The sequence below is a fragment of the Bradyrhizobium sp. SBR1B genome, assembly GCF_014198205.1.
Classification (GTDB): domain Bacteria; phylum Pseudomonadota; class Alphaproteobacteria; order Rhizobiales; family Xanthobacteraceae; genus Bradyrhizobium.
Window position 1 is genome coordinate 1 of the sequence record NZ_JACIHC010000013.1, and the last position, 25464, is coordinate 25464.

23 protein-coding genes are annotated in these 25464 nt (G+C 64.5%); 11 read left to right on the forward strand and 12 right to left on the reverse strand.

Features of this window, described 5'->3' with window-relative positions; translation table 11 throughout:
- The coding region (locus tag GGD61_RS27045) for a transposase (protein ID WP_143108996.1) at positions 1 to 245 on the reverse strand (245 nt) is incomplete at its 3' end.
- 225 nt (positions 246 to 470) lie between these two features.
- The gene (locus GGD61_RS27050; RefSeq protein ID WP_018317506.1) at positions 471 to 2777 is read right to left on the reverse strand and encodes an NADP-dependent malic enzyme; all 2307 of its coding nucleotides are present in this window, start codon (positions 2775 to 2777) and stop codon (positions 471 to 473) included.
- A gap of 247 nt (positions 2778 to 3024) precedes the next feature.
- Between GGD61_RS27050 and GGD61_RS27055 the strand changes: the two genes are divergently transcribed.
- A complete protein-coding gene (locus GGD61_RS27055) occupies positions 3025 to 4992 on the forward strand; it encodes a hypothetical protein (RefSeq protein ID WP_183231592.1) in 1968 nt (655 codons plus the stop codon).
- Positions 4993 to 5163: 171 nt separating this feature from the next.
- Here GGD61_RS27055 and aspS read toward each other — a convergent pair whose 3' ends face one another.
- Positions 5164 to 6936, reverse strand: coding sequence for an aspartate--tRNA ligase (gene aspS, locus GGD61_RS27060; protein ID WP_018317508.1), 1773 nt, complete (start codon positions 6934 to 6936; stop codon positions 5164 to 5166).
- A gap of 196 nt (positions 6937 to 7132) precedes the next feature.
- Between aspS and GGD61_RS27065 the strand changes: the two genes are divergently transcribed.
- The 6 genes from GGD61_RS27065 (at position 7133) to GGD61_RS27090 (ending at position 13133) form a co-directional block, all read left to right on the forward strand.
- Positions 7133 to 8605, forward strand: coding sequence for a YdiU family protein (locus GGD61_RS27065; protein ID WP_092252971.1), 1473 nt, complete (start codon positions 7133 to 7135; stop codon positions 8603 to 8605).
- Between the two features lie 19 nt (positions 8606 to 8624).
- Complete coding sequence (locus tag GGD61_RS27070) at positions 8625 to 8882, forward strand: hypothetical protein (protein ID WP_092252969.1); 258 nt, start codon at positions 8625 to 8627, stop codon at positions 8880 to 8882.
- 238 nt (positions 8883 to 9120) lie between these two features.
- Positions 9121 to 9969 carry a phosphodiesterase gene (locus GGD61_RS27075; protein WP_092252967.1) on the forward strand — a complete coding sequence of 283 codons (849 nt, stop codon included), beginning with the start codon at positions 9121 to 9123 and terminating at the stop codon, positions 9967 to 9969.
- Between the two features lies 1 nt (position 9970).
- Positions 9971 to 10921: a carbohydrate ABC transporter permease gene (locus GGD61_RS27080; protein WP_018317512.1), complete on the forward strand. Its 951-nt coding sequence runs from the start codon at positions 9971 to 9973 to the stop codon at positions 10919 to 10921.
- Positions 10918 to 11787, forward strand: a complete 870-nt coding sequence (locus tag GGD61_RS27085; RefSeq protein ID WP_092252965.1) for a carbohydrate ABC transporter permease — start codon at positions 10918 to 10920, stop codon at positions 11785 to 11787. The genes GGD61_RS27080 and GGD61_RS27085 overlap by 4 nt, the downstream gene beginning before the upstream one ends.
- Positions 11788 to 11798: 11 nt before the next feature.
- Positions 11799 to 13133 (forward strand): ABC transporter substrate-binding protein, encoded by a 1335-nt coding sequence (locus GGD61_RS27090; protein ID WP_092252963.1) that lies wholly within the window; start codon positions 11799 to 11801, stop codon positions 13131 to 13133.
- A 214-nt stretch (positions 13134 to 13347) separates the two neighbouring features.
- Here GGD61_RS27090 and GGD61_RS27095 read toward each other — a convergent pair whose 3' ends face one another.
- A complete protein-coding gene (locus GGD61_RS27095) occupies positions 13348 to 14337 on the reverse strand; it encodes a zinc-dependent alcohol dehydrogenase family protein (RefSeq protein WP_092252961.1) in 990 nt (329 codons plus the stop codon).
- Positions 14338 to 14440: 103 nt separating this feature from the next.
- On the opposite strand from GGD61_RS27095, the gene GGD61_RS27100 reads away from it, so the two are divergent.
- A complete protein-coding gene (locus GGD61_RS27100) occupies positions 14441 to 15340 on the forward strand; it encodes a LysR family transcriptional regulator (protein WP_092252959.1) in 900 nt (299 codons plus the stop codon).
- A gap of 351 nt (positions 15341 to 15691) precedes the next feature.
- A complete protein-coding gene (gene rnd, locus GGD61_RS27105; protein WP_183231593.1) occupies positions 15692 to 16840 on the forward strand; it encodes a ribonuclease D in 1149 nt (382 codons plus the stop codon).
- A 183-nt stretch (positions 16841 to 17023) separates the two neighbouring features.
- On the opposite strand, the gene GGD61_RS27110 is transcribed toward rnd, so the two are convergent.
- The 5 genes from GGD61_RS27110 to GGD61_RS27130 all read right to left on the reverse strand — a co-directional run bounded on the left by GGD61_RS27110 (position 17024) and on the right by GGD61_RS27130 (position 20639).
- Positions 17024 to 18406: an aspartate aminotransferase family protein gene (locus GGD61_RS27110; RefSeq protein WP_091955055.1), complete on the reverse strand. Its 1383-nt coding sequence runs from the start codon at positions 18404 to 18406 to the stop codon at positions 17024 to 17026.
- Between the two features lie 218 nt (positions 18407 to 18624).
- Positions 18625 to 18795 carry a hypothetical protein gene (locus GGD61_RS27115; protein ID WP_162832232.1) on the reverse strand — a complete coding sequence of 57 codons (171 nt, stop codon included), beginning with the start codon at positions 18793 to 18795 and terminating at the stop codon, positions 18625 to 18627.
- 30 nt (positions 18796 to 18825) lie between these two features.
- Positions 18826 to 19389, reverse strand: coding sequence for an isochorismatase family protein (locus GGD61_RS27120; RefSeq protein ID WP_018317521.1), 564 nt, complete (start codon positions 19387 to 19389; stop codon positions 18826 to 18828).
- A gap of 25 nt (positions 19390 to 19414) precedes the next feature.
- Complete coding sequence (locus GGD61_RS27125) at positions 19415 to 20035, reverse strand: GNAT family N-acetyltransferase (RefSeq protein ID WP_018317522.1); 621 nt, start codon at positions 20033 to 20035, stop codon at positions 19415 to 19417.
- Positions 20022 to 20639: a hypothetical protein gene (locus tag GGD61_RS27130; RefSeq protein ID WP_018317523.1), complete on the reverse strand. Its 618-nt coding sequence runs from the start codon at positions 20637 to 20639 to the stop codon at positions 20022 to 20024. The genes GGD61_RS27125 and GGD61_RS27130 overlap by 14 nt, the downstream gene beginning before the upstream one ends.
- A 71-nt stretch (positions 20640 to 20710) precedes the next feature.
- On the opposite strand from GGD61_RS27130, the gene GGD61_RS27135 reads away from it, so the two are divergent.
- On the forward strand, positions 20711 to 21751 hold the full coding sequence (locus tag GGD61_RS27135; RefSeq protein WP_018317524.1) for a LysR family transcriptional regulator: 1041 nt from the start codon (positions 20711 to 20713) through the stop codon (positions 21749 to 21751).
- A 111-nt stretch (positions 21752 to 21862) separates the two neighbouring features.
- Here the strand turns inward: GGD61_RS27135 and GGD61_RS27140 are convergent, their stop codons facing one another.
- Positions 21863 to 23005, reverse strand: a complete 1143-nt coding sequence (locus tag GGD61_RS27140) for an autotransporter outer membrane beta-barrel domain-containing protein (RefSeq protein WP_177236935.1) — start codon at positions 23003 to 23005, stop codon at positions 21863 to 21865.
- A 379-nt stretch (positions 23006 to 23384) separates the two neighbouring features.
- Between GGD61_RS27140 and GGD61_RS27145 the strand changes: the two genes are divergently transcribed.
- The gene (locus GGD61_RS27145) at positions 23385 to 23591 is read left to right on the forward strand and encodes a cold-shock protein (RefSeq protein WP_007591938.1); all 207 of its coding nucleotides are present in this window, start codon (positions 23385 to 23387) and stop codon (positions 23589 to 23591) included.
- 91 nt (positions 23592 to 23682) lie between these two features.
- On the opposite strand, the gene purN is transcribed toward GGD61_RS27145, so the two are convergent.
- Entirely contained in the window at positions 23683 to 24336 is a 654-nt protein-coding gene (gene purN / locus GGD61_RS27150; RefSeq protein WP_177236945.1) for a phosphoribosylglycinamide formyltransferase, read from the reverse strand.
- A gap of 14 nt (positions 24337 to 24350) precedes the next feature.
- The gene (gene purM, locus GGD61_RS27155) at positions 24351 to 25424 is read right to left on the reverse strand and encodes a phosphoribosylformylglycinamidine cyclo-ligase (RefSeq protein WP_092252950.1); all 1074 of its coding nucleotides are present in this window, start codon (positions 25422 to 25424) and stop codon (positions 24351 to 24353) included.
- Positions 25425 to 25464: the final 40 nt, after the last annotated feature.

Sequence of the window (25464 nt, forward strand, 5' to 3'; positions counted from 1 at the left end):
AGCGCCTCCTCCAGTTCGCGCTCCGAAAGACCGTAGAGCGACTGCAGCAGCACCGCGCGAAACAGCACAAGCACCGGATAGCCTGGACGACCGGGACTCCCTTCATCCCGCAAATGGCCGATCAGCTTCTCGAACCGGTACCACTTGACCAGGCCAGCCAACCGATCCAGCGCCGCATTGGCGCCGGCGCCCTTCGGCATCAGCGCTTCTACAAAGCTCGGCTGTCCTGTCCGCTTCACCGCCATCGTTACCTCCAAGGCTTTGCCCTAGGGAATCACAACTGGCGGATTACGCAACAGGCCCCTTGTGGGAGAAGGTGGCTCGCCGCAAAGCGGCGAGACGGATGAGGGGTATCTATCGGCGCGGAAACTCGCGAGATCCCGAGGCGCGGAAACAACCCCTCATCCGGCGCTTCGCGCCACCTTCTCCCACAAGGGAGAAGGGATGGCAGCGCCGACGACGCTAGATGCCTACGTGAACAACGTCGGCTGCCGTGCCGCGCGCTCCTGCGCTTCGACGACCGCGACGGCCGTCATGTTGAGGATGCCGCGCGCCGTCACCGAGGGGGTGAGGATATGCGCCGGGCGCGCCGGGCCGACCAGGATCGGGCCGACGGGGAGCGCGTCCGCCAGCGACTTGATCATCTGATAGGCGACGTTGGCGGTGTCCAGCGTCGGCATGATCAGGATGTTGGCTTCCCCCTCGAGATTGGAATGCGGCAACACCATTTTTCGCGCCGCAGCCGAAAGTGCCGTGTCACCCTGCATCTCGCCGTCGGCCTCGATCTCCGGATGCTTATCCTTCAACAGCTGGGTCGCCCGGCGCATCTTGCGCGAGGAATCGGTGTCGTAGCTGCCGAAATCCGAGTGCGAGACGAAGGCGATCTTCGGCTTGATGTTGAAGCGCTGGACGTGCACCGCGGCGAGCGATGCGATCTCGGCGAGTTCCTCCGCGCTCGGATTGGGGCGAACCTGCGTGTCGGCGATGAAGAAGGCGCCCTTGCTGGTGATCAGCAGCGCCAGCGCCGCGTAGTCGCTAATGCCCGGACAAAAACCGACGATCTCGCGGACATGGCGCAGATGGCTCATGTAGCGGCCCTCGACGCCGCAGAGCATGGCATCCGCCTCCCCGCGCGTCACCGCGAGCGCAGCGATCACTGTGTTGTTGGTACGCACCACCGTGCGCGCCGCATCCGGCGTCACGCCGCGGCGACCGGCGACCTCGACATAGGACTGCACATAGGAACGGTAACGCGGATCGTCCTCGGGATTGACCAGGTCGAAATCCTTGCCGGCGCGGATCGAGAGGCCGAAGCGCTTGATGCGTGCCTCCACGACCGAAGGACGCCCGACCAGGATCGGCCGCGCCAAATTCTCCTCCAGCACCACCTGCGTGGCGCGCAGCACGCGCTCGTCCTCGCCTTCGGCATAGATCACGCGCACCGGCTGGGTCTTGGCCTTGGCGAACATCGGCTTCATGACGAGGCCAGAGCGGAAGGCGAAGCGCTCGAGCAGCGCGGTGTATTCGTCGAAATTGGTGATGGGCCGCGTCGCGACGCCGGACTCCATCGCAGCCTTCGCCACCGCCGGCGCGATGCGCAGGATCAGGCGCGGGTCAAATGGGCTCGGGATCAGCGAGCCCGGGCCGAACCCTTGCGTCTCGCCGGTGTCAAAACCCTGCGCGACCGCATCCGACGGCGCCTCGCGCGCGAGCTGCGCGATGGCCTCGACGGCGGCGTGCTTCATCTCCTCGTTGATGGCGCTGGCGCCGACATCGAGTGCGCCGCGGAAGATGAAGGGGAAGCAGAGGACATTGTTGACCTGGTTTGGATAGTCGGAGCGGCCGGTGCAGATCATGGCGTCAGGGCGCACCTTGCGCGCCTCCTCCGGCATGATCTCAGGGGTCGGATTGGCGAGCGCCATGATCAGCGGCTTGTCGGCCATCGCCTTGGCCATCTCGGGCTTGAGCACGCCCGGCGCCGAGAGACCGATGAAGATGTCGGCGCCGCCGATGACGTCGCCGAGCGTGCGCTTGTCGGTCTTCTGCGCATAGACCGCTTTCCAGCGGTCCATCGTGGTGTTGCGGCCCTCATGCACGAGGCCGTCGATGTCGCAGACCCAGATGTTCTTGCGCTGCGCGCCCATCGAGACCAGCAGGTTCAGCGTGGCGATGGCCGCGGCCCCTGCGCCGGAGGCGACGATCTTGACGTCCGACAGCTTCTTGCCGTTCAGCCGGAGCCCGTTGGTGATGGCGGCGGCGACGATGATCGCGGTGCCGTGCTGGTCGTCATGGAAGACCGGGATCTTCATGCGCTCCTTGAGCTGCGCCTCGATCTCGAAGCACTCCGGTCCACGGATGTCTTCCAGATTGATGCCGCCGAAGGTCGGCTCGAGCGCCGCCACGGTCTCGACCACGCGGTCGATGGTGTCGGCGGCGATTTCGATGTCGAACACGTCGATGCCGGCGAATTTCTTGAACAGGACGGCCTTGCCCTCCATCACCGGCTTGGAGGCCAGCGGTCCGATATTGCCGAGGCCGAGCACGGCGGTACCGTTGGAGACCACGGCGACCAGATTGGCGCGGGTGGTCAGCGTGGCGGCTTCCGCCGGGTTCTTGGCGATCTCGGTGCAGGCCGCGGCGACGCCCGGCGAATAGGCCAGCGCGAGGTCACGCTGGTTGGCAAGCGGCTTGCTTGCCTGGATCTCGAGCTTCCCAGGGCGCGGCAGACGATGGTAGGCGAGCGCCGCCTGGTGGAGATCATCAGAATAGGACGACATGCGGTGTCTCGCCTCGCGTTACCGGCCTCAAAAATGCACGATCCGAAGCCGCGGTCCAAGCGGACCGTATTTCCGGGTCATGGAAACGGGATGAAGCACGCCGGGCGCCCCGGTGGCAACATCCGATTGCGCGCCCATCAACAGGGCGCGCGGTCAAATATTTGAAAACCATAGCTTTCCCTGGACCGCGCGGCGTTTCGCGAATATGGCAGGTTGCGCGGTGCAAAACGAGCAACTGGAGCTGGGAATGAAGCGAATCCTGATCGGCCTGATCGTGGCAGCCGTGCTCGGCGCGGGCGGATGGTTCGGCTTCAACCTTTACGCCAAGCATCGCGCCATCTCCGAAGTCGAGACAGCGTTTGAGCAGATCCGCAGCAATGGCGGTAAAGCGAGCCATGGCAAGGTCGAATTCGACCTGATGAGCCGAACGCTGACCATCGAGGACATCGCGGTCACACCCGGCAGCCAGCCGCAAGCGCAGATCAAGATCGCCGGCATCAAGGGCACCGGCGTTCGCCAGATCGACGACAGCAGGTTTTCAGCCGACAGCATCGACATCACCGGCTTCGACGTCGCGCTTGACCAAGTCGGCCCTCCCAAGGGGAAGGCGTCCTACAAGATCCCACAACTGACGATGCGCGACTATGCCGGCCCCTTTCACAGCGGCGCTGCGCCGGCGAGCGGCTCCCTGGCCGACCTCTACCGCTACATGCTCGGTCAATACGCAAGCGTCGCGGCGTCCTCGCTCACGGCGCCCACGCTGACGATGAGCTTCGATTCCGGCCGCGGTCCCGGCGGCGGCGAGATCACCTATTCCGGATTGACGATCCAGAACCTGAAGCACGGCAAGATCGATGCAATGAAGGCGGACCGCGCCACCATTTCGGTCGATGTGAACCAGCCGGGCAAACAGGACAAGCTGACCGGCGAGGTGTCTAACGTCATCGTCAATGATTTCGATGTGACCGCGATCATCGCCGCGCTCGATCCAAAGACCAGCAGTGACGAGACCTATCATCGCGTCTACCGGCAAATCCTGGCCGGCCCGTATGCGCTCAAAACGGCTCAGGGGCTGCGTATCGATATCGACGGCTTCGTGATGGAGGACATCGACGTGCAACCGTCGAAATTCCGGCTGGCCGAGCGATTTGACGCGCTGCAGGCTCAATCGGCCGTTCCGACGCCGGCAGAAACGCGCGACGTGCTGGAGAGGATCGCCGGAATCTATGAGGGTGTTCGCATCGGCAAGGCCGAGGTCAGCAAGATCTCGATCGGCACGCCGCAGGAGACCGGCAAGGTGAACACGATCAGATATCGCGAAGGCGAATTCGCGATCGAGGGCGTCGATACGCCGACCCCACAGGGGCAGTTCAAGATGGAGCGCTTCGCTTTGAAGTCGTTCAGCATGGCAAAACTGATGCGCTTGGGGGCCGGCGTCAGCAATCCCGGACAGGCGCCCTCACCGGAGCAGATGCTGGGTCTGTTCCGCGTGTTCGAAGGCGCCGAGATCAAGGGCGTGGTTGCGCCCCACAACACCGCGCGGCAGCCGATCACCATCGACACGATCAGCCTGAACTGGGGCCAGCTGGTGGGATCGATCCCGAGCAAGGCCAGTCTGGTCGTGAAGATGGTCACGCCGACCGATCCCGCCAATCCGGCGCTGCAGCCGCTGATCGTGGCAGGCGTGGACAAGCTCGCGATCGACCTCGATCTCGGCGCGGCCTGGACGGAAGCGTCAGGCGCATTCGCGCTGGCGCCGGCCACGCTAGATCTCGGCAACCTCGCCAAAGCGCAGGTAAGCGTGGCGCTCGCCAAGGTGCCGCGCGACCTCTTCACCACGACGGACCCGCTCGAGGCTATGGGCCAGTTGGCGCAGGTCGAGACCGGCGCAATCGAGCTGTCGTTGCGCGATCGCGGCGTTGTCGATCTTGTCGTGGCCCAGTTTGCGCGCGTGCAGAATGTCAGCCGTGATGCCGCGCGCAGCGCCCTCGTTGCGATGATCCGGGCGCAGGGCGAGAAGATCGCCGCCTCAAATCTCGATGCCAAGGCCGCGGTCGATGCGCTGGCCGGCTTCGTCGAGGCATCAGGCCAGACGCTGACCATCAAGCTGACGCCGCTCGGCAAGCTGCCGGTACTTCAGCTCATGGACGTCCTCGACAACGAGCCGATCATCGCGCTGGCGCAGTTCAGGATCGAGGCGTCGACGGGGTTGTAGGTGACGGCGGCGGTGCGCTCCCTCGCCCCGTTCTTACGGGGAGAGGGTTGGGGTGAGGGGCCGCCTCCGCAATCACGGTGAGAGTTAGACTCGCGGAGAGTCCCCCTCACCCGCCTCGCATCTTCGATGCGAGGCGGCCTCTCCCCGCATGCGGGGAGAGGCAAGGCACACTCACTTCTGCGGCAGGTTCACCCGCACATGCAGCTCGCGAAGCTGCTTGGTCGTCGCTTCCGACGGGGCGCCCATCAGGAGGTCCATGGCCTGCTGGTTCATCGGGAACAGCGAGATCTCGCGCAGATTCGTGGTGCCACACAGCAGCATCACGATGCGGTCGACGCCGGCGGCCATGCCGCCGTGCGGCGGCGCGCCGTACTGGAAGGCGCGGTACATGCCGCCGAAGCGGTCGACCACTTCCTGCTCGCCGTAGCCTGCGATCTCGAACGCCTTCACCATCGCTTCCGGCACGTGGTTGCGGATGCCGCCCGAGGCGATCTCGTAGCCGTTGCAGGTGATGTCATACTGGAACGCCTTGATGGTGAGCGGGTCCTGGCCCTTCAGCGCATCGAGGCCGCCTTGCGGCATCGAAAACGGGTTGTGCGAGAAATCGACCTTCTTGTCGTCCTCGTTGTACTCGTACATTGGGAAGTCGACGATCCAGGCGAGCTCGAACCGCTCCTTGTCGGTGAGGTTCAATTCCTCGCCGACCTTGTTTCGGGCAAGGCCTGAGAACTTCCAGAATTTGTCGGGATCACCGGCGACGAAGAAGGCGGCATCGCCTTCCTTGGTGCCGATCTGCGCGCGGATCGCAGCGGTGCGCTCGGGACCGATATTGTTCGCAAGGGGACCTGCACCCTCGCCGCCCTCGCGCCACATGATGTAACCGAGCCCGGGCTGACCCTCGCCCTGCGCCCACGAATTCATGCGGTCGCAGAACGCGCGGCTGCCGCCGCCGGGCGCCGGGATCGCCCAGACCTGGTTCTTGGGGTCTTCGAGCATGCGCGCAAAGACCTTGAAGCCGGAGCCGCGGAAATGCTCGGAGACGTCCTGCATCTCGATGGGATTGCGCAGATCCGGCTTGTCGCTGCCGTATTTGCGTAGCGCCTCGGCGAACGGAATCCGGCGCCAGCCTTTGGTGACCGGCTTGCCCTTGGCGAACTCCTCGAACACGCCCGTGATCACGGGCTCCATCGCCGCAAAGACGTCTTCCTGCGTCACAAAGCTCATCTCGACGTCGAGCTGGTAGAACTCGCCCGGCAGACGGTCGGCGCGCGGGTCCTCGTCGCGAAAACAGGGCGCGATCTGGAAGTAGCGGTCGAAGCCGCTCATCATGAGCAGCTGCTTGTACTGCTGCGGCGCCTGCGGCAGTGCGTAGAATTTGCCGGGATGGATGCGCGAGGGCACCAGGAAGTCGCGCGCGCCCTCCGGCGAGGACGCGGTCAGGATCGGGGTGTTGAACTCGAAGAAGCCCTGCCCCTCCATGCGCCGGCGCATCGACTTGATGATCTCGACGCGCGTCATGATGTTCTGGTGCAGCTTTTCGCGACGCAGGTCGAGGAAGCGGTACTTCAGGCGGATGTCTTCAGGATATTCCTGGTCGCCGAACACAGGCAGCGGCAGATCACCGGCCGGACCCAGCACCTCGATCTCGGTGACATAGATCTCGATCTTGCCGGTCGGCAGATCGTCATTGTCGGTGCCTTCGGGGCGGCGGCGGGCCTTGCCGTCCATCCGCACCACGAATTCCGAGCGCAGCTTTTCGGCCAGCGAGAACGCCGGCGAGTCCGGGTCGACCACGCATTGGGTCAGGCCGTAATGGTCGCGCAGGTCGATGAACAGCACGCCGCCATGGTCGCGGACGCGATGGACCCAGCCTGACAGGCGGACCGTCTCGCCGATGTTGCTCTCGCGGAGCGCGCCGCATGTATGTGACCGGTAGCGATGCATGGTCGTCCCAAAAATGATGTCGGTGGAAGCGAATCGGACCGCCTGTCACGGCCGGTCCGAGATTGCGGCAGGGTTTACCCGACGAGGCCGGGGGCGGCAACCAAGGGAACGGCCTGTTTTGGGCCGGAAGCGCCCATTTTTGCCCGATCTGGGCCCATCCCTTTGCCATCAGGCGTTCCAGCCCTATCTTGAGGGCATGACGGTGCATTTCCCCTTCCAGAACTCCTATTCGGCGCTGCCCGACAGCTTCTTTGCCCGCGTCGCGCCGACCCCTGTCGCCGCCCCCCGGCTGATCAAGCTAAACCGGCCGCTGGCGGTCCAGCTCGGGCTCGATCCTGACCTGCTGGAGACGGCGGAAGGCGCGGCGATCCTGGCGGGGAAGACGGTTCCCGACGGCGCCGATCCGATCGCCATGGCCTATGCCGGCCACCAGTTCGGGCAGTTCGTCCCGCAGCTCGGCGACGGCCGCGCCATCCTGCTCGGCGAGGTCATCGACAAGGACGGCGTCCGCCGGGACATCCAGCTCAAGGGCAGCGGTCCCACCCCGTTCTCCCGCCGCGGCGACGGCCGCGCCGCGCTCGGACCGGTCCTGCGCGAATACATCGTCAGCGAAGCGATGTATGCGCTGGGCATCCCGACCACCCGCTCGCTCGCCGCCGTCGTCACCGGCGAGCACGTCATCCGCGAGACCGCGCTGCCGGGCGCCGTGCTGACGCGTATCGCCTCCAGCCATATCCGCGTCGGCACCTTCCAGTTCTTCGCCGTGCGGCGTGACACCGAGGCGATCCGCCGGCTCGCCGATCACGTCATCGCCAGGCACTATCCGGAACTGCGCGATGCGGAGCGGCCCTATCACGAACTGCTCGCCGGCGTCGTCGCCCGCCAGGCCGAGCTCGTCGCGCGCTGGCTGCTGGTCGGCTTCATCCACGGCGTGATGAACACCGACAACAGCTCCATCTCGGGCGAGACCATCGACTACGGCCCCTGCGCCTTCATGGACGCCTACAACCCCGCGCAGGTGTTCTCCTCGATCGACGAGATGGGCCGCTACGCCTATGCCAACCAGCCGCGTATCGCGCTGTGGAATTTGACCCGCCTCGCCGAGTGCCTGCTGCCGTTGTTCTCCGACGAGCAGGAGAAGGCGGTGGCCGAAGCCCAGGACATTCTCGGCGCCTTCTCCGAGATTTTCAGCACGGCTTATCAAGCCGGCTTGCGCGAAAAGGTCGGCCTGTTCACGGAGCGTGAAGGCGACGACGCCCTGATCCAGGACCTGCTCGAAGCCATGGCCAAGAACCAGGCCGACTTCACCCTCACCTTCCGCAAGCTCGGCGATTCCGCCGTTGATGACAGCGCGGATGCGCGTGCGCAGTTCATGGAGCCCGCAGCCTTCGACGAGTGGTCCGGCCGCTGGCGCGCACGCATCGCGCTGGAGCCGCAGAGCGCTGCCGACCGACAAGCCGCCATGCACGCCGTCAATCCCATGTTCATCCCGCGCAACCACCGCGTCGAGGCTGTGATCCAGGCTGCGGTGAATGACGACGACTACGCGCCGTTCGAAGAGCTGGTGAAGGTGCTGGCGAAGCCATACGAGGACCAGCCGGCATATGCGGCCTACGCCGATCCGCCGCTGCCGGACCAGCGGGTGTTGCAGACGTTTTGTGGGACGTAAACCTGTTCTGGATTGCAAGATGACGCAGCTCTCGGCCCTGACAGATGACGAGATCGAAGCGATCAAGGCGCGCTGCGAGCAGGCGACCGCGGGTCCTTGGAAATCGTTCATCGAGAAGCGCGATGAACTAAGCGGATCGGACTTCGTCCAGACCGGAGGCGAAGACATCTACCTCACTGGCGCGACGCTCGCCGATCAGGAATTCATCGCCAACGCGCGACAGGACATTCCGAGATTGATCGCCGAGATCAAGCGCCTGCGCGCGATCGACCGTTAGCTCGATCCGCGGGACAAGAACCAAGTTTGCGCGCTTAGATTAGCTCTGCTCCGCGCAGCACCGCAACTCAAGGTAAGCCGGAACTTTGAATTACCCCTTCGGCTAATCCACCGTGCGCAGCGCGCTGCTGTGGACACGGGAACCACTGTCATCAAACTGAAACACACGCGCTCTAACCGCCTGTCAGGGTCGTCCTGCCGGAGGCACCCATCCTCCAACCGTCCCGACAAAGCGCGCCATGCCCTTCAAATTCATCCACCTCACCGACACGCATCTCGCGAACCCGGGATTGAAGCTCTACGGCCTCGATCCGCGCACCCGGCTGGATGCTGCGATCGCCGACATCAACACGCACCAGTCCGACGCCGCCTTCGCGGTCGTGACCGGCGACCTCACCCATTGGGGCGAGCCGGAATCCTACGCCAATTTCGCCGACGCGATGTCAGCGCTGAAAATCCCCTACATCGCCATGGTCGGCAATCACGACCGCCGCGTCACCTGCCTCGACGCGCTGAAGGCCGCGCCGCGCGATTCAAACGGCTTCGTGCAGGGCACGCGCACCACCGACCATGGCCTGTTCGTCTTCCTCGACACGCTGGACGAGACCAGCCACGCCGGCGAGATGTGCGCCAAGCGCTTCGACTGGCTCGCGAAGACGCTCGCGGCTGCACCCGCCGACCAGCAGTTCGTCGTGTTCATGCATCACCCGCCCTTCCCGATCGGCGTCCATGCGATGGACGAGATCGGGCTGAAACAGAGCGCGGAGTTCGCCGAGGTGATCGCGCCCTATCGCGCGCGCATCCGCCACCTCTTCTTCGGCCATGTGCACCGGCCGATCTTCGGCAGCTACGGCAAGATCCCGTTCTCCACCCTACGCGGCACCAACCACCAGGTCTGGTTCGAGCTCGACGCTGACGCGCCGCATCTGGCCAGCCACGAGCCCCCCGCCTATGGCGTCGTGCTGATCGACGACGAAAACCTCGTCGTGCACAGCCACGACTTCCTCGACACCAGTCTGCGCTTTCCCTTCGAACCACCCGTGGGAACGGACGGCCGCGACTATGCGCTCAATTTCCCGGCGCGGTGAGATGAGCCTCGCCGAACCCGCGGCTCTTCCGGTCGCGACCTCGGCGGCGCCGCGCCTGGACGTCCTGAAGCGCCTCGGCACGCGCTTCAAAGCTTCGCTGCCCGCCTATCTCCTGTTGCTGCCCTCGCTGGTCTTTCTCGCGCTGTTCACCTATGGCGCGATGGGCCGCGTGTTCATCGATGCGCTCTACCAGCGCGCCACGCCGAAGGCGCCGGTCCGCTTCGTCGGCCTCGACAATATCAGCGCGGTGCTGGCCGACCCCGCCTTCACCGGCGCGGTCGTCAACAATCTCGTCTATGCCATCGGCACGGCGATCCCGAGCATCGGCCTCGCGCTGCTGTTTGCGCTGGCGCTGTCGCGCACCAACGCCGTCAGCAGCGCGCTGCGGGCGGCGCTGTTCCTGCCGGTGCTGATCCCGATGGTCGCGGCCTCGGCGCTGTTCATGTTCATCTTCCTGCCCAATGTCGGCCTGCTCGACTTCTATATCGGCCGCCTGCTTCCGGTGCTGCCGAACTGGCTCGGCGATCCCGACATCGCGCTGTATGCGATCATGATCATCACGATCTGGAAGAACGCCGGCTATTACATGCTGTTCTTCCTCGCCGGTCTCCAGGCCGTGCCTGAGGACGTCATGGAGGCCGCGCATCTCGACGGCGCCGGGCCTTACATGCGCTTCCGCCACATCATCTTGCCCGAGCTCAAGCCCACCTTCCTGTTCGTCATCGTGATCGCCACGCTCAACGCGGTGACGCAGGTCGACCACGTCTTCGTCATGACCCAGGGCGGGCCATCCAATTCGACCAACCTCGTGCTGTTCTACATCTACCAGCAGGCGGTCGAGCATTACGACGTCGGCAAGGCCTCGGCCGCGACGCTGCTGACGCTCGCCGCGCTGATGGGCCTCACCGCGCTTTCCTTCCGCACCATGGCCAACCGCGAGGGCGGGCCATGAAGCTGATCGACGCCCTCTACAAGGACGCCCCGCTCGCCACACGGGGCGAGATCACGCCCAAGCTCGGCTTCCTGCTGACCGTGCTGCTCGCGATCGTCTGGCTCATTCCGTTCCTGTGGATGGTCGTGGCGACGCTGCGCCCGGCCTCCGACGGCATCAATGCCATGGCCGAGCTGATGCCGAGCCTGAAGCCGACGCTCGACAATGTCAGGGATGCCTGGGAGATCGGCGATTTCCCGCGCTACACGCTCAACACCACGATCATCTGTGCCGGCATTTTGCTGGTGCAATTCGTCACGATCACGCTGGCGGGCTTTGCCTTCGCGCGCCTCGACTTCCTCGGCAAGACGCCGATCTTCTATCTGTTCCTGATGCAGCTGATGCTGGTGCCGGTGCTGCTGATCGTGCCGAACCTGTCGCTGGTGGCGCAACTCGGCCTCTACGACACGCTCACCGGCGTGATGATGCCGTTCTTCGCCTCCGCCTTCGGCACCTTCCTGATGCGCCAGGCGTTCGAGGCGATTCCGACCGAGCTGGAAGACGCAGCCCTGATCGACGGCGCCAGCCTGCTCCAGCGCATCCGCCATATCTACGTGCCGCTGTCGATGCCGAGCTTCTCCGCCTTCGCCATCATCTCCGTGACCAGCCACTGGAACGACTTCCTGTGGCCGCTGATGGTGATTAACTCGCCGGACAAGCGGCCGCTCACGGTCGGGCTCTCCGTCTTCACCAAGACCGCCGAAGGCACGCAGGCCTGGGGCACCATCGCCGCCGGCACGCTGATGGTGATCGGCCCGCTGCTCATCACCTTCCTGATCTTCCAGAAGCGCTTCATCAGCTCTTTCGTCACCTCAGGCATCAAATAGGAGATTCTTCGATGCTGTTTTCCCGCAGGCTCATGCTCGGCCTTGCCATGGCAGGCTCCATGGCAAGTGCCCTCGCCCTTCCGGCGCTCGCCGGCGAAGGCCCGACCGAGATCGATCTGTTCTTCCCCGTCCCCGTCGACGGCAAGCTCGCCCGCGACATGGGCACCTTGATCAAGGAGTTCAACGAGACCCATCCGGACGTCAAGGCGACCGCGGTCTACACCGGCTCCTATGACGACACGCTGATCAAGACGCGCGCCGCGATCAAGGCCGGCAAGCCGCCGTCCGCCGTGATCATGTCGGCGAACTTCCTGCTCGACATGCAGATCGAGAACGAGCTCACCAATCTCGATGCCCTGATCAAGGCCGACGGCACCACCAAGGAGCAGTTCCTCGGCCAGTTCTTCCCGGCGCTGCAGGGCAACGCGGTGATCAACCGCTCGGTCTACGGCGTGCCCTTCCACAATTCGACACCGCTGCTCTACATCAACGCCGATAAGGCCAAGGAAGCCGGCCTCGATCCGAGCAAGCCGCCGCAGACCTGGGCCGAGCTCACCGACTGGGCCAAGAAGCTCACCAAGCGCGAGGGCGACAAGGTGACCCAATGGGGCATCGCGATCCCCTGCGCGTATGACTATTGCGGCTGGATGATGGAAACGCTCACCATGAGCAATGGCGGGCGCTACTACAACGAGGAGTTCGGCGGCGAGGTCTATTACGACACGCCTTCGATGCTCGGCGCACTGACCTGGTGGAATGACCTCGTCTACAAGCACAAGGTCCACGCTCCCGGCGCCACGCCTGGCCCTGCCGTCAGCACTTCCTTCATCTCCGGCAACGCCGCGATGATGATGCTGTCGACGGGCTCGCTCACTTACGTGCGCGACAACGCCAAGTTCGCCTACAAGGTCGCCTTCATCCCGCGCAACGTCCGCAACGCTGTGCCGATCGGCGGCGCCTCGCTGATCGTTCCGGCAGGGCTCGAGGCCGACAAGCAGAAGGCCGCATGGACGCTGATCAAGTGGATGACCTCGCCCGAGAAGAGCGGCTGGTGGAGCCGCGCCACCGGCTATTTCGCGCCCAACATGGCCGCCTACAAAACGCCAGAGATGGTCGACTTCCTCAACAAGAACCCCGACGCCAAGACCGCCGTCGAGCAACTCGACGTCGCAAAGCCCTGGTTCGCGACCTACAAGACCGTGCCGGTGCGCAAGAACCTCGAGGACGAGGTGATGCTGGTCCTCAACGGCAAGAAGCAGCCGAAGGAAGCCCTCGCCGCCGCCCAGAAGGCCGCGGATGAGACGCTGAAGCCGTACAATGCAGAGACGTCGCTGAAGCTGCCGTAAGGCTGCCTTGTAGGGTGGATTAGTCACGCAGTAAGATTAGCCCGCGACCGCGTGAAACGCCGTCGCGGGCGTAATCCATCCTGCGAGCCACGAACGCGATCTCGTAGGGTGGGCAAAGGCACACAATGCCGTGCCCACCTTTCTATCTATTGAGCGATGGTGGGCACGCTTCGCTTTGCCCACCCTACGAAACTACACCTCGAAATGCGCGACCTCAGATCGTCACGACAATCTTGCCGAACTGCGTGTTCGACTCCAGGAAGCGATGCGCCTCGACAATATCCTCGAACTTGAACGTTCGCGCGATGATCGGCTTCAACGTGTCGTCCGCCACCCCATCGAGGATGAAAGCCCTGGCCTGCCCAAGTCGCGTCGGATCGCGGACGATCTCGTGCACGAGGTAGCCGCGCAGGACCAGGCTCTTGGTCAACACGTTGAAGAGTGGGAACGGCGTCGGCTCAGGGCTCAGCCCGCCATATTCGATCAGGATGCCGCCCGGCGCCATCGCCGCAGTCAGCGGCTCGAACGCCGGACCGCCGACGGCATCAAACACCACGCGGACGCCGTTTGAACCGGCGATCTCCGCCAGCCGCGCTGCGATATCCTCCTCGTCTGAGGCCACGACGTAAGCGGCACCGGCATCGAGCAAGGCCCGCCGCTTGGCCGATGTCCGGGTCAGGGCGACCGGGACAGCCCCGATCCGGTTCGCGATCTGGATTGCGGCAAGCCCGACGCTGCTCGATGCCGCCGTGATGGCGACCACGTCCCCTCGCAAGAGTCCGGCGATGTCAACCAGCGCGCCATAGGCCGTCAGATACTGCATCCATAGCGCTGCCGCTGTCTCGAAGCTTAGATCGGGTGGATGCTTTACGACGAGTTCGGCCGGAAAAGTTGCGAGCTCCGCATAAGCCGGCCATCGCACCATGGATGTCGGCGGCACGATACTGACGGCATCGCCCGGCGCAAAGCCGGCCACGCCTTCGCCAACAGTCTCGACAAGACCCGCCGCCTCGAGACCAAGACCGGACGGAAATTGGGCGGTCTCGATATAGGACCCCGACCGCAACAGGGCTTCCGCACGGTTGAGGCCGAGCGCCCTGATCCGAATCTGAACCTCGCCCTTCGCCGGCGGCGGAACGTTGGCGGTCTCGATACCCAGCACTTCGGGACCGCCATGGCGGTGAAAGCGAACGACGCGGGCCATGGATACACTCCAAAACAATTGAACTGAATGGAGCTATGCCGATCCCAAGGAAGTGGATAAATCGGCAAAGTGAGCGAACAGTCGAAACCAGGAGTTTTCAATCATGGACCGCCTGACCAGCATGGCCGTGTTCGTTCGGGCTGTCGACCTCGGCTCGTTCGCAGCCGCGGCCGACGCCCTGGAGATGTCGGGGCCGATGGTCGGCAAGCATGTGCGCTTCCTCGAAGAGCGCCTCGGCGTCCGCCTCCTCAACCGCACCACACGGCGACAGAGCCTGACTGACGCGGGCCAGGCCTATTACGAGCGCTGCCGCGCGGTACTGCTCGAAGCGGACGCCGCCGATGCCGTCGTTACCGACGAACTGTCCGAGCCGCGCGGCAGGCTCCGCGTGACCATGCCAGCCCTGCTGGGCCGGCACTGCATTGCCCCCTTGCTGATGAAACTCGCGCGAAAACATCCGCGGCTCGAACTCGACCTTTCCTTCGGCGATCCGATCACCGACATCATCGAGGCCGGCTACGACCTTGCGATCCGGACCGGCGATCTCATCAACCAGTCCGGCCTGATCGCACGCCGCATCGCAAGCCAGCGCATGGTGGTGTGCGGCGCGCGCTCGTACTTGCGGGCGAGCGGCAAGCCGAAATCGATCGACGATCTCACCGCGCATCAGGCGATCATCTATCGCCGCTCGGGGCGCATCCGTCCGTGGCTATTTCCACAAGGCAGCGGGCCCGTGCGCGAGATCATGCCGTCCGGCAGGCTACGGCTCGACGATCTCGAGGCGATTGCCGATGCCGCCACGCAGGGCATGGGGCTCGCCTGGCTACCGTACTGGCTGGTCCGCGAGCGCCTCGCCACCGGAGCGCTCATCAGGCTCCTCAGCGGCCAACCGGAATTCCTCTACGAATGCCACGCGCTATGGCCGCGCTCACCCCGGCTGCTGCCAAAGGTCCGGGTGGCCGTGGATACCTTGGCCGCAGCCCTGCCGAAGCTGATGACATGAAGGGCGGTTTCCGCCGTTAACCCGCCGTCCACCATCCGCCGCCCCGCGCCGCCGGTAACCATCGCAATTAACAGACCGTCAACGCACCCCCGACAAATCTATCAATGTTTCTGGAGATTTCGCCGTGGATCTGTTGGTTTTCGAGTTCCTGGGGCTGGCGCTGGTCGCCATGTGCGTGGTCGTGGTGGCGTTGCCCTGCGCCCGCAAATCCTCGCACCGGGTCCGCTACGAATAGGAATTTCGTCGGAAAAAGCGATTTCCGTTCAAATACAAGGCTCGAATTCGCATCGAGCCCCTTGACATCACAGCGCTTTCGGCAGAACGGCTGATATCAAGTGTCATGGGCCGTTCATGGATTTGATTACCACCACCGCTGACCTCGCGGCTGCCTGCAGCCGGCTGGCTAAGCACCCCGTCATTACCGTCGATACCGAGTTCCTGCGCGAGACCACCTACTACCCGCTGCTATGCGTGGTGCAGATGGCCAGCGCCGAGGAAGCCATCGTCGTCGATACCCTGGCCGAGGGGATCGACCTCAAGCCGTTCTTCGAGCTGATGGCCAACGAGGCCGTGCTGAAGGTCTTCCACGCTGCCCGCCAGGACATCGAGATCATCTGGCACCAGGCCAACATCATCCCGCATCCGGTGTTCGACACCCAGGTTGCCGCGATGGTGCTCGGATACGGCGACAGCATCGCCTACGACGCGCTGGTCGAGAAAGTCACCGGCCACCGCCCGGACAAGACCCACCGCTTCACCGACTGGTCGCGCCGGCCGCTGACCAAGGAGCAGATGCACTACGCCGTGTCCGACGTCACTCATTTGCGCGACGTGTTCGCAGCGCTCGATGCCGACCTCAAGAAGCGCCGTCGCAGCGAATGGGTCTCCATCGAGATGGAGGTCCTGACCTCTCCCCGGACCTACGACTTCCACCCCGAGCGGGCCTGGGAGCGGCTGAAGACGCGCGTGCGCAAGCCGAAGGATCTCGCGGTGCTGATGGAGGTCGCGGCCTGGCGCGAGCAGGAGGCGCAGAGCCGCGACGTGCCGCGCGGCCGCGTGCTGCGCGACGAGGCCATCAGCGATATCGCGACCCACGCGCCGAACACGCTGGAAAAGCTCGCCCATCTGCGCTCGGTGCCGAAGGGTTTCGAGAAATCCAAATGGGGCGCGGACATCGTCGCCGCGGTCGAGCGCGGGCTGGCGCGGGATTTTTCGACGCTTCCGAAGCTGGAGAAGCCGCGCAACAACAACAACGGCGCCGCCATCGTCGAGCTGTTGAAGGTGTTGCTGCGCATGACCGCCGAGAAGCATGCGGTCGCCAGCAAGGTGATCGCGACCGTCGACGATCTCGAGGAGATCGCGGCCGACGACGAAGCCGACGTGCCGGCACTGCGCGGCTGGCGCCGCGAGCTGTTCGGCGACGCTGCCTTGAAGCTCAAGCGCAGCGAGCTGGCGCTGGCGGTCGAGAAAGGCCGCGTGATCGGGGTTCAGCGGGCGTAGGGCTCACCAAGGCGCAAACTTTTGCTCGTCATCCTGAGGTGCGAGACGTGTGGTGCAGAGCACCACGCGGGGAGCCTCGAAGGATGAACGCCCGTGCTGCTACAGCCGGGCCGTCGCCCTTCGAGGGCCGCTGAAGAAGCGGCCACCTCAGGGTGACGGTGATAGATTTGAGGCCGGCGTACCCTACGCCGGCGTCAGCTTCGCCACTTCCGCCTTCATGTCGTTCAGCACACCCGAGATCGCGGCGACGAGGTCGTCGATCTGGGCCTTGGTGACGATCAGCGGCGGGCAGATGGCGATGGCGTCCAGCATGTTGCGCGAGATCACGCCGCGCTCCTGGAGCATGCGGCTGGCGATGCCGCCGACGGCGCCCGGCGTCGCCGCTGCGGTCTTGCGGCCCTTGTCGAGCACGAGCTCGATCGCCGCGATCATGCCGACGCCGCGAACCTCGCCGACCAGCGGATGGCTGGTGAGCTCACGCAGTCTGCCCTGCATATAAGCGCCGAGCTCGGCCGCATGCGCGACCAGGCCGCGCTCCTCGATGATCCTGAGGTTTTCCAGCGCAACCGCCGAACCGACCGGATGACCGCCCGCAGTGAAGCCGTGGCCGAGCACGCCGATCTTGTTGCTCTCGTCCGCAATCGGCTCGAACATGCGGTCGTTCATGATGATCGCCGAGAACGGGAAATAGCTCGAGGTGATCTGCTTGGAGACCACGAGCACGTCGGGCTTGATGCCGTAGGTCTCGCAGCCGAACATCTTGCCGGTGCGGCCGAAGCCGCAGATCACCTCGTCGGCGACCAGCAGGATGTCGTACTTGTTCAGGACCGCCTGGATCTTGTCCCAATAGGTCGCCGGCGGCACGATGACGCCGCCCGCGCCCATCACCGGCTCGCCGAAGAACGCCGCGATCGTATCGGGCCCTTCCTTCTGGATCAGCGCGTCGAGCTCCTCGGCCCGGCGCGTCGCAAAGGCTTCCTCGCTCTCGCCGGGCGCGCCGTCCTTGTAGAAATGCGGCGAGCCCGTGTGCAGGATGTTCGGCAGCGGCAGGTCGAACGAGCGGTGGTTGTTCGGCAGGCCGGTGAGGCTCGCCGAGGCAATGGTGACGCCGTGATAGGCGCGCATCCGGCTGATCACCTTCTTGCGCTGCGGCTGGCCGAGCGCGTTGGAGCGATAGGCGATCAGCTTGAGGACGGTGTCGTTGGCTTCCGAGCCGGAATTGGTGAAGAACACCTTGCTCATCGGCACAGGCGCGAGCGCGACCAGCTTCTCGGCGAGGTCGATCGAGGGCCCGTGCGATTTGGCGGAGAACGTGTGATAGAACGGCAGCGCCTGCATCTGCTTGTGCGCGGCCTCGACCAGCCGCTTCTCGTTGAAGCCCAGCCCAACGCTCCACAGGCCGGCCATCGCCTCGAAATAGCGCTTGCCCGACGCATCGAAGACGTAAGGACCCTCGCCGCGCTCGATCACCAGGGGACCTGCCTGCTGATGGGTGCGCGCGTTGGTGTAGGGATGGAGCTGATAGGCTACATCCCGGGCCTCTTGCGAATTGGGCAGCATGGACATTTGCGGAGATCCTTGAAAGCGTCTCGTCGCAGGCATAGCCGGCGTCATCACTCGATGATCAAGTACCTTGGCTATTGCGACAGCGCAGAACTTGCAACGCCAATTCGTCGGCAGCAAGCGCTCAGCAGCGATGCACAAAAATGCACGCGACAAAGCTGCACGTGACATTGCCGCACGTGACAAATCCGCTCATGACGAAGCAACATGTGGAGCATCTCTCATGCCGCGTCGTCGTCATGCCCGTCGTCAGTGCCGGCAGCGGCCTCCCTCACCTCCACCAGCGCCATCGAGAGCAGATAGACCGTCGTCGGCAAACCAAGCCCGCGCGCCCTCTCGGCCGCACGCGACAGATCACTCGCCAGCTCCTTGAGCTCGTCTCCCCGTGACAATCTCTCACCCCATCCGCCGGTCGCGGCCGCCTACACCGCAACGGCGCCGCTGGTTCTGATCAGTTCGGCGCTGGACTGGATTGTAGCAAAATTCCCGATGACATTCACTACCGCATGCTTATAAGCGGCGGAATCGCCCGTACCCGGCTGCCGGCAAGCCACGGCGTCAGCGACCACCTGGTAGCGATGGCTGCGGTGAAACCCTTCGGCTGCGGTGGCCAGGATGGTCTCGTCCAGGGAAAAACCGATCAGAATGCAGCGCACGGTCCGGATATTGGACATGTAGTCCACAAACCGCGACGAGCTGTAGGCCGACGGCAGCGGATGATCGAACGTCATCTCTCCCGGCCGCGGCTTGGTCTCCGCGATCCAATCGGTCAGCCTCGATGCCGGATTGAACCACGCCGCCTGCGCGATGCGCTTCAGATGCATCACCGGCCAGAGATTGCCCCGCCACAAGGTCAGCAGTTCCAGGCAGCGCGTCGTGACGGCGTCGCCGTCGAGGACGACGTGGCGGCGCCCAGGGGTCAGATACTCGACCTGGAGATCCGCGCAAATCAGGATCGGCGGATCATCGTGGATGGAAGCCAGCATTGTCTTGCGCAGAGCTGCACCAGTTTCAACGGTCGGCGAGCGCGAGATCCCGCAGCGGTGAAGTCACCGCCCGCCCCGCCGAGGCGTCGAGCACGCCCGGCCGGTCCCAATCGCCTTCGGGGCGGATGATCACGTAGGGATCGCTGTCCAGCGTGATCGCGTCCGGGCCCGGCTCGATCTCCAGCAGCATTTCCGTGTAGGAAAAATCCGAGAATGTGATCTTGCGATTGTGGCCGAGCGGCTTGGCGCCGAAATGGGCCCAGAAATCGACCAGCCTGTCCTGTGCCTGGCCGTAGATCTTGCGAAAGCCCTTGCGCTTCACATAGTCGACGCTGGCCTGCACCAGCTTGAACGAGACGCGCGAGCGCCGGTATTGGTGACGGACCGCGAGCCGCTCCACCTTGGCGAAATCGCCGAAGAAGCGCACCCGCAGGCAGCCTGCGGGCTCGTTGCCGACGAAGCCGATGAAATGGGCCGCGACCATGTCGTTGCCGTCGAACTCCTCCTCGAACGGACAATCCTGCTCGGCGAGATAGACCGCCGAGCGAATGGCGGTGACCAGCATGAGATCGCTTGGATCGCGCGCAAGGCGGATGGTGATGGCGCGGGAACAGGGCTGGGCGACAGGGATCCTAGTACCGTGCATCTGCAAAACTCCTTGCTTGGATGATCGCGCCCGGCATGCGCAGCGGCTGGCGATGCCAGGGCCGCTCGTAGCACCAGAGGTCGGGCTGGAAGCTCGGGACCGGCGCAAAGCCGGTCGCCTTCATGATGTCGCGTCCGGCCACGGTTGACGGCTGCGCATAGCAATCGGCGCTGCGGAACCTTAGCTGTCGCAGATGTGCTGCAGCCTTGCCGAGACCGGCGATACCGCGTCCCGTCGCCGCGATCGCCCAGATATAGATGGCCGCGACCTCTTCGTTCGCGGAAGCGAGATAGCGCGTCTCGGGCGCGGTGAGGCAGATCTCGTCGAGGAGCAACGCATCGTGCCCGCGGTCATTGAGAAACAGGAAGGCCATGCCGCCGACGAGATCGCCCTTCCGGCTGAACGTCAGGATGCTCTGGGGATCGAACGTGAAGTAATGCGCAAGCTCGGCTGTCCCGATCCGCACGCCCGGCACCAGCCGGTGCGCCATCTGCGAAAGCGGTGCAATTTCGGACAATTGCGCGCAGCGGACATCCACATCCGGGCTCAGCGGCAAGGCGTCGAAATCATGCCTTGCGGCAAACGAGCCCCTTTCCATACCCATGTCACGCCTCTATCGTTCGAGACTTTCGTGCCCCGCTACGCCGACGAGCTTAGCGGCTGGGGATCAGGAGTATGCAGCAGTTATTGCACCGGGGTGCTGCGATGACGCAGCACCGTGAAGAAGTCCTGGGCGCGTCCTGGGACGATTTGAAACTGTTTTTAGCGTGCGCAAAGTATAAAAGTTTTCGCAATGCCGCCGAGGAGCTCGGGCTCACCTCGACCACGCTGATGCGCCGCGTCGACCGGCTCGAAGAGAGCATCGGCTGCAAGCTGTTCCTGCGCGACCAGAGCGGGCTCACGCTCAGCGATGAAGGCATCGCGATGATCGCCGACGTTGCGCATATGGAGCGTCATGCCTTCAACGTCTTCCGGCGCGCCGCGCGGTCGTCGAACGACACATCAGGCACAGTGCGCGTCGCGGTGACGGAAGGCCCGGGCAATTTCTGGATCCTGCCGCGACTGATCGACTTCCAGAAGACCTACCGCAGGATCACCGTCGATCTGCGCTGCGCGATGGAGCAGGCCGACGTCGCACGGCTTGAATCGGACATCGCGATCCAGCTCGAGCCGCCGACCAATCCGGATCTGATCGTCGCCAAGCTCGGGCGTCTGCACATCTATCCCTTCGTCTCCAAGGAGTACGAAAATCTCTACGGCGTGCCGGCGACCCTGGCCGACCTGAAGAACCACCGCATCATCAAGCAGAGCGCGCCGCAGGTCGACGACGGCGCCTACGCGCGCGTGCTCGGACTGAAGTCGCTCGAGGGCATCGTTGGGATCAAGACCAATTCCTCGGTCGGCGTGCTCTATGCAGTCGAGCGCGGCGCCGGCATCGGCTTCCTGCCGACGGTCTCGACCGCGCTCGGCGCGCCGCTGATCGCCGTCGATCTCGGCGTCAGCCACCACGCCGATCTCTGGCTCACCTATCACCGGGAATTCCGCACCTCCGAGCGCCACAAGATCGTGGTCGACTGGCTGAAGAAGATCTTCGATCCCAAGACCTATCCCTGCTTCCGCGACGAGTTCATCCATCCGAACGCGCTGGTGCCGATGATGACGGCGGCGCGCGAGGGTTTTGGATTGACGGGATATGTCGCGGCGACGCCGACCTAAAGCATGATCCGGAAAAGTGCGCAGCGGTTTTCCGAAAAGATCATGCTCAAACAACAACCTAAAGCGCGATGGCGATTCATCCTAATCGCATCGCGCTTTAGGAGGCTGCGCCTACCAGCGATATTCGAAGCCGACCGTGCCCTGGTGCGAGGTCAGCTCGTTGCGGAACTTGCCGTCGTAATTGACGTAAAGCCGCGCCACGCTGGTCAAGCTGAGCGAAGCCGAGGCACCGGCATCCACGCCGTAACGGCTCTCGCCGATGCCGGGAACGACGATGTTCTGAGCGCCGAGGCTGACCTGGACTGAGCCCAGATCCTGGTGGAAATTGTCGACGAACTTGCCGTAGCCGGACAGGTCCAGGATCTTCTGGTCGATGATGAAGTAGCGGCCGATCTCGGCCCCGATCATGATGCGTGCGCGTGAGAGCGCCGTCGAGCCGACGTTGAGCGGATCGAGGCCGCCGACCTCCTGGAACGCCGCACTGGTGGCGCGCACATATTCCAGTGCGCCTTTGGGCACGATGCGCATCTGGTCCTTGGTCCAGTAATAGCTGATCTCGGTCAGCGCGCCGTCGACCGCGGCGCGATAGCCCGCGGTCGCAAGGCCAAGGCCGGTGTCGCGGCTGGAACGGACCTTGCCGAAACCGTGCACCACGGCAAAAGCCCAGGTCCATGGCCCCTTGTCGACCGAGCCGTTGAAGCCGATTTGCGTCAGGTCGAGCGTGGCCGATTGCAGCGCCAGCGGCACCTCGATGTCGGTATGGCTCTGGTCGACGGAAAAGCCGAGATTGACGCCCGGGGCCACGCGCGCGCCGAAGCCGGCGACGCCGCCAACCGTCTTGCGCCGGTCGCCGACGAAGTCGCCTTGCGCATCGGTCCGGACCGAGATGCCGTAGCCCTCGAACCAGGTGCGGTAGCGCGGATCTTCAGTGCTGGCGGACGCGCCGCCGCCGCCGGGATTGGTGCGGAATGTCCGGTTGAAACCGTTCGACGCCTGGTTGCCGAGCCGCTCCAGGAAGTTCGAGCCGAGATCGAGCGCAGCGTTGCCGGCCGACGGGGACGGGATCGGGGTGGGTGACGGCGTGGGCGTCGGTGTCGGGGTCGGCGTAGGCGTCGGGCTTTGCGCGAAGACCGGCGACGTGGCCGACATCATCACGACGATCGCAAACGCCGCCGCGATCGCTGCCGCGACCCTGCGGACGCGGTCCAGCCCGATCGTCCGCCGTGTCCCGGAGGGCTGCGATGTGCAGCACATGACGACAAATCCCGAAGCAAATGGCGGCGCGCAAAAATGCAACACGCGCGGCGCACGCATGTCGCGATTTGTGCCGAACTGCTACGGAGGGTCAACCGCTTAGCCCGCGGTCACCGAGGCTATTGCCCTCGATTGTGGTTCCGCGGCCACAGGTCGGAAATTGCAGAACGGCACAATCCGCCCGCCCTTGAAATTTAACCGCAGCTTGCTAACGGGCGATTTTCATGTTGCAATGTTGGACACAATCGGAATTGGCCGCTCTGCTGTGCGTTTCGCGACATTGAGATTCAAGACTCGAACAGACTCCCGGAAGCCCGTTTGTGGCGTGGCACGCGAAAAGCGGCCGCGTCTTTTTTATATCTAGTGGAGGAGACTGAGGATGCCGCAAAAGGGCACCGTCAAATGGTTCAACCCGACCAAGGGCTATGGGTTCATCAAGCCGAACGGCAGCGACAAGGACGTGTTCGTCCACATCTCCGCCGTCGAGCGTGCCGGACTTTCGACCCTCAACGAGAACCAGGTGGTTGAATACGACCTCGTGGAGAACCGCGGCAAGGCATCCGCGGAGAACCTCAAGGTCTCCTGAATTCTCTTAAAGCCAAAGCGCGAGAGATCATGACGTTGCCCCCGGCTCTGCCGGGGGATTTTGTTTGTGAGACCGCCGCGAGGACGGCGCTTCAGCTCACCACCGGCGCAACCAGAAAATTCTCCGACGCGGAGCTTCCGTCCGTCTTGCACACATCGCCCTCGATCCGGACCTTGCCGGTCGCGAGCAGCCGCAGCGCTTCGGGATAGATGCGGTGCTCGACTTCGAGGATGCGCTCCGACAGCGTATCCCCCGTGTCGTGATCGCTGACGGGAACCGCGCCCTGCATCACGATCGGGCCGGCATCGGTCTCGGGGATGACGAAGTGCACCGTCGCGCCTGATAGCTTGACGCCGGCGCGCAGCGCCTGGCCGTGCGGATCGAGGCCGGGGAAGGACGGCAGCAGCGACGGATGGATGTTGAGCATCCGTCCGTACCAGGCCCTGGTGAACTCGGCCGTGAACAGGCGCATGAAGCCGCCGAGGCAAATCAGCTCGATCCCATGCTGGTCGAGCGCCGCCTGCAGCACCTTTTCGAAGCCGGCGCGGTCCTTGCCGAACGGCTTGCTCTCGATCACCAGCGTGTTCACGCCGGCCGCCTTGGCCCGCTCGAGCCCGAGCGCATCGGCCTTGTTCGAAATGACGAGCGAGATTTCCGCCGGGAAATCCGCAGCAGTGGCGGCCCTGATCAGCGCGGACATGTTGGAGCCGCGGCCGGAGATCAGGATGGCGACGCGGCGCTTCATCACAGCGCCAGTCATCACAGCGCCATGTCGAGATGGCCGTTGTAGACGACGCGGTGCTCGCCCTCGGCCGGAATCACGGTGCCGAGCTGCGCCACGGTCTCGCCGGCGTCGGTGAAGACCTGCACGACCTGGTCGACCTTGTCGGGCTCGACGATCGCGATCATGCCGATGCCGCAGTTGAAGGTGCGCAGCATCTCCAGCTCGGCGATGCCGGCCTGCGCCGCCAGCCATTTGAACACCGGCAGCACCGGAAGGCGGGCCAGATCGATGCCGACGCCGAGGTTGCTCGGCAGCACGCGCGGAATGTTGTCGGTGAAGCCGCCGCCGGTGATGTGGGCAAGGCCCTTCACCGCGCCGGTCTCGCGGATCGCGCGCAGGCAGGATTTGACGTAGAGCTTCGTCGGCGTCAGCAGCGCGCCGCCAAGGGTCATGACCGGGGCGAACGGCGCCGGCGCCTCGAAGCCGAGGCCCGATTGTTCCACGATCTTGCGCACCAGCGAGAAGCCGTTCGAATGCACCCCCGATGAGGCGAGGCCAATCACGGCGTCGCCGGCCGCGATGTCCTTGCGCGGCAGCAACGTCCCTCGCTCCGCGGCACCGACGGCAAACCCGCCGAGGTCGTAATCGCCGTCCTTGTAGAGGCCGGGCATCTCGGCGGTCTCGCCGCCGATCAGGGCGCAGCCGGATTCGCGGCAGCCTTCGGCGACGCCTGCGACGATCGAAGCCGTCGCCTCCGGATCGAGCTTGCCGCAAGCGAAATAATCCAGGAAGAACAGCGGCTCGGCGCCCTGCACCACGAGGTCATTGACGCTCATGGCGACGAGGTCGATGCCGATCCCGCCATGCAGGCCGGTCTCGATCGCGATCTTGACCTTGGTGCCGACGCCGTCGGTCGCGGCCACGAGGACCGGATCTTTGAAACCGGCCGCCTTGAGGTCGAACAGGCCGCCGAAACCGCCGATCTCGGCGTCGGCGCCCGGCCGTGCGGTGGCGCGCACCATCGGCTTGATCAGGTCGACCAGGCGGTTGCCCGCATCGATATCGACGCCTGAATCGGCGTAAGTGAGGCCGTTTTTGCGGTCGGTCATGCCCGATTTCCAGTGGGTTCGCGGCTGGTTACGTCGAATT

Coding starts and splice junctions, on each gene's coding strand:
- GGD61_RS27050 (WP_018317506.1), bottom strand. CDS start 2,777: ATGTCGTCCTATTCTGATGATCTCCACCAGGCGGCGCTCGCCTACCAT.
- GGD61_RS27055 (WP_183231592.1), top strand. CDS start 3,025: ATGAAGCGAATCCTGATCGGCCTGATCGTGGCAGCCGTGCTCGGCGCG.
- aspS (WP_018317508.1), bottom strand. CDS start 6,936: ATGCATCGCTACCGGTCACATACATGCGGCGCGCTCCGCGAGAGCAAC.
- GGD61_RS27065 (WP_092252971.1), top strand. CDS start 7,133: ATGACGGTGCATTTCCCCTTCCAGAACTCCTATTCGGCGCTGCCCGAC.
- GGD61_RS27070 (WP_092252969.1), top strand. CDS start 8,625: ATGACGCAGCTCTCGGCCCTGACAGATGACGAGATCGAAGCGATCAAG.
- GGD61_RS27075 (WP_092252967.1), top strand. CDS start 9,121: ATGCCCTTCAAATTCATCCACCTCACCGACACGCATCTCGCGAACCCG.
- GGD61_RS27080 (WP_018317512.1), top strand. CDS start 9,971: ATGAGCCTCGCCGAACCCGCGGCTCTTCCGGTCGCGACCTCGGCGGCG.
- GGD61_RS27085 (WP_092252965.1), top strand. CDS start 10,918: ATGAAGCTGATCGACGCCCTCTACAAGGACGCCCCGCTCGCCACACGG.
- GGD61_RS27090 (WP_092252963.1), top strand. CDS start 11,799: ATGCTGTTTTCCCGCAGGCTCATGCTCGGCCTTGCCATGGCAGGCTCC.
- GGD61_RS27095 (WP_092252961.1), bottom strand. CDS start 14,337: ATGGCCCGCGTCGTTCGCTTTCACCGCCATGGCGGTCCCGAAGTGCTG.
- GGD61_RS27100 (WP_092252959.1), top strand. CDS start 14,441: ATGGACCGCCTGACCAGCATGGCCGTGTTCGTTCGGGCTGTCGACCTC.
- rnd (WP_183231593.1), top strand. CDS start 15,692: ATGGATTTGATTACCACCACCGCTGACCTCGCGGCTGCCTGCAGCCGG.
- GGD61_RS27110 (WP_091955055.1), bottom strand. CDS start 18,406: ATGTCCATGCTGCCCAATTCGCAAGAGGCCCGGGATGTAGCCTATCAG.
- GGD61_RS27120 (WP_018317521.1), bottom strand. CDS start 19,389: ATGCTGGCTTCCATCCACGATGATCCGCCGATCCTGATTTGCGCGGAT.
- GGD61_RS27125 (WP_018317522.1), bottom strand. CDS start 20,035: ATGCACGGTACTAGGATCCCTGTCGCCCAGCCCTGTTCCCGCGCCATC.
- GGD61_RS27130 (WP_018317523.1), bottom strand. CDS start 20,639: ATGGGTATGGAAAGGGGCTCGTTTGCCGCAAGGCATGATTTCGACGCC.
- GGD61_RS27135 (WP_018317524.1), top strand. CDS start 20,711: ATGCAGCAGTTATTGCACCGGGGTGCTGCGATGACGCAGCACCGTGAA.
- GGD61_RS27140 (WP_177236935.1), bottom strand. CDS start 23,005: ATGTGCTGCACATCGCAGCCCTCCGGGACACGGCGGACGATCGGGCTG.
- GGD61_RS27145 (WP_007591938.1), top strand. CDS start 23,385: ATGCCGCAAAAGGGCACCGTCAAATGGTTCAACCCGACCAAGGGCTAT.
- purN (WP_177236945.1), bottom strand. CDS start 24,336: ATGAAGCGCCGCGTCGCCATCCTGATCTCCGGCCGCGGCTCCAACATG.
- purM (WP_092252950.1), bottom strand. CDS start 25,424: ATGACCGACCGCAAAAACGGCCTCACTTACGCCGATTCAGGCGTCGAT.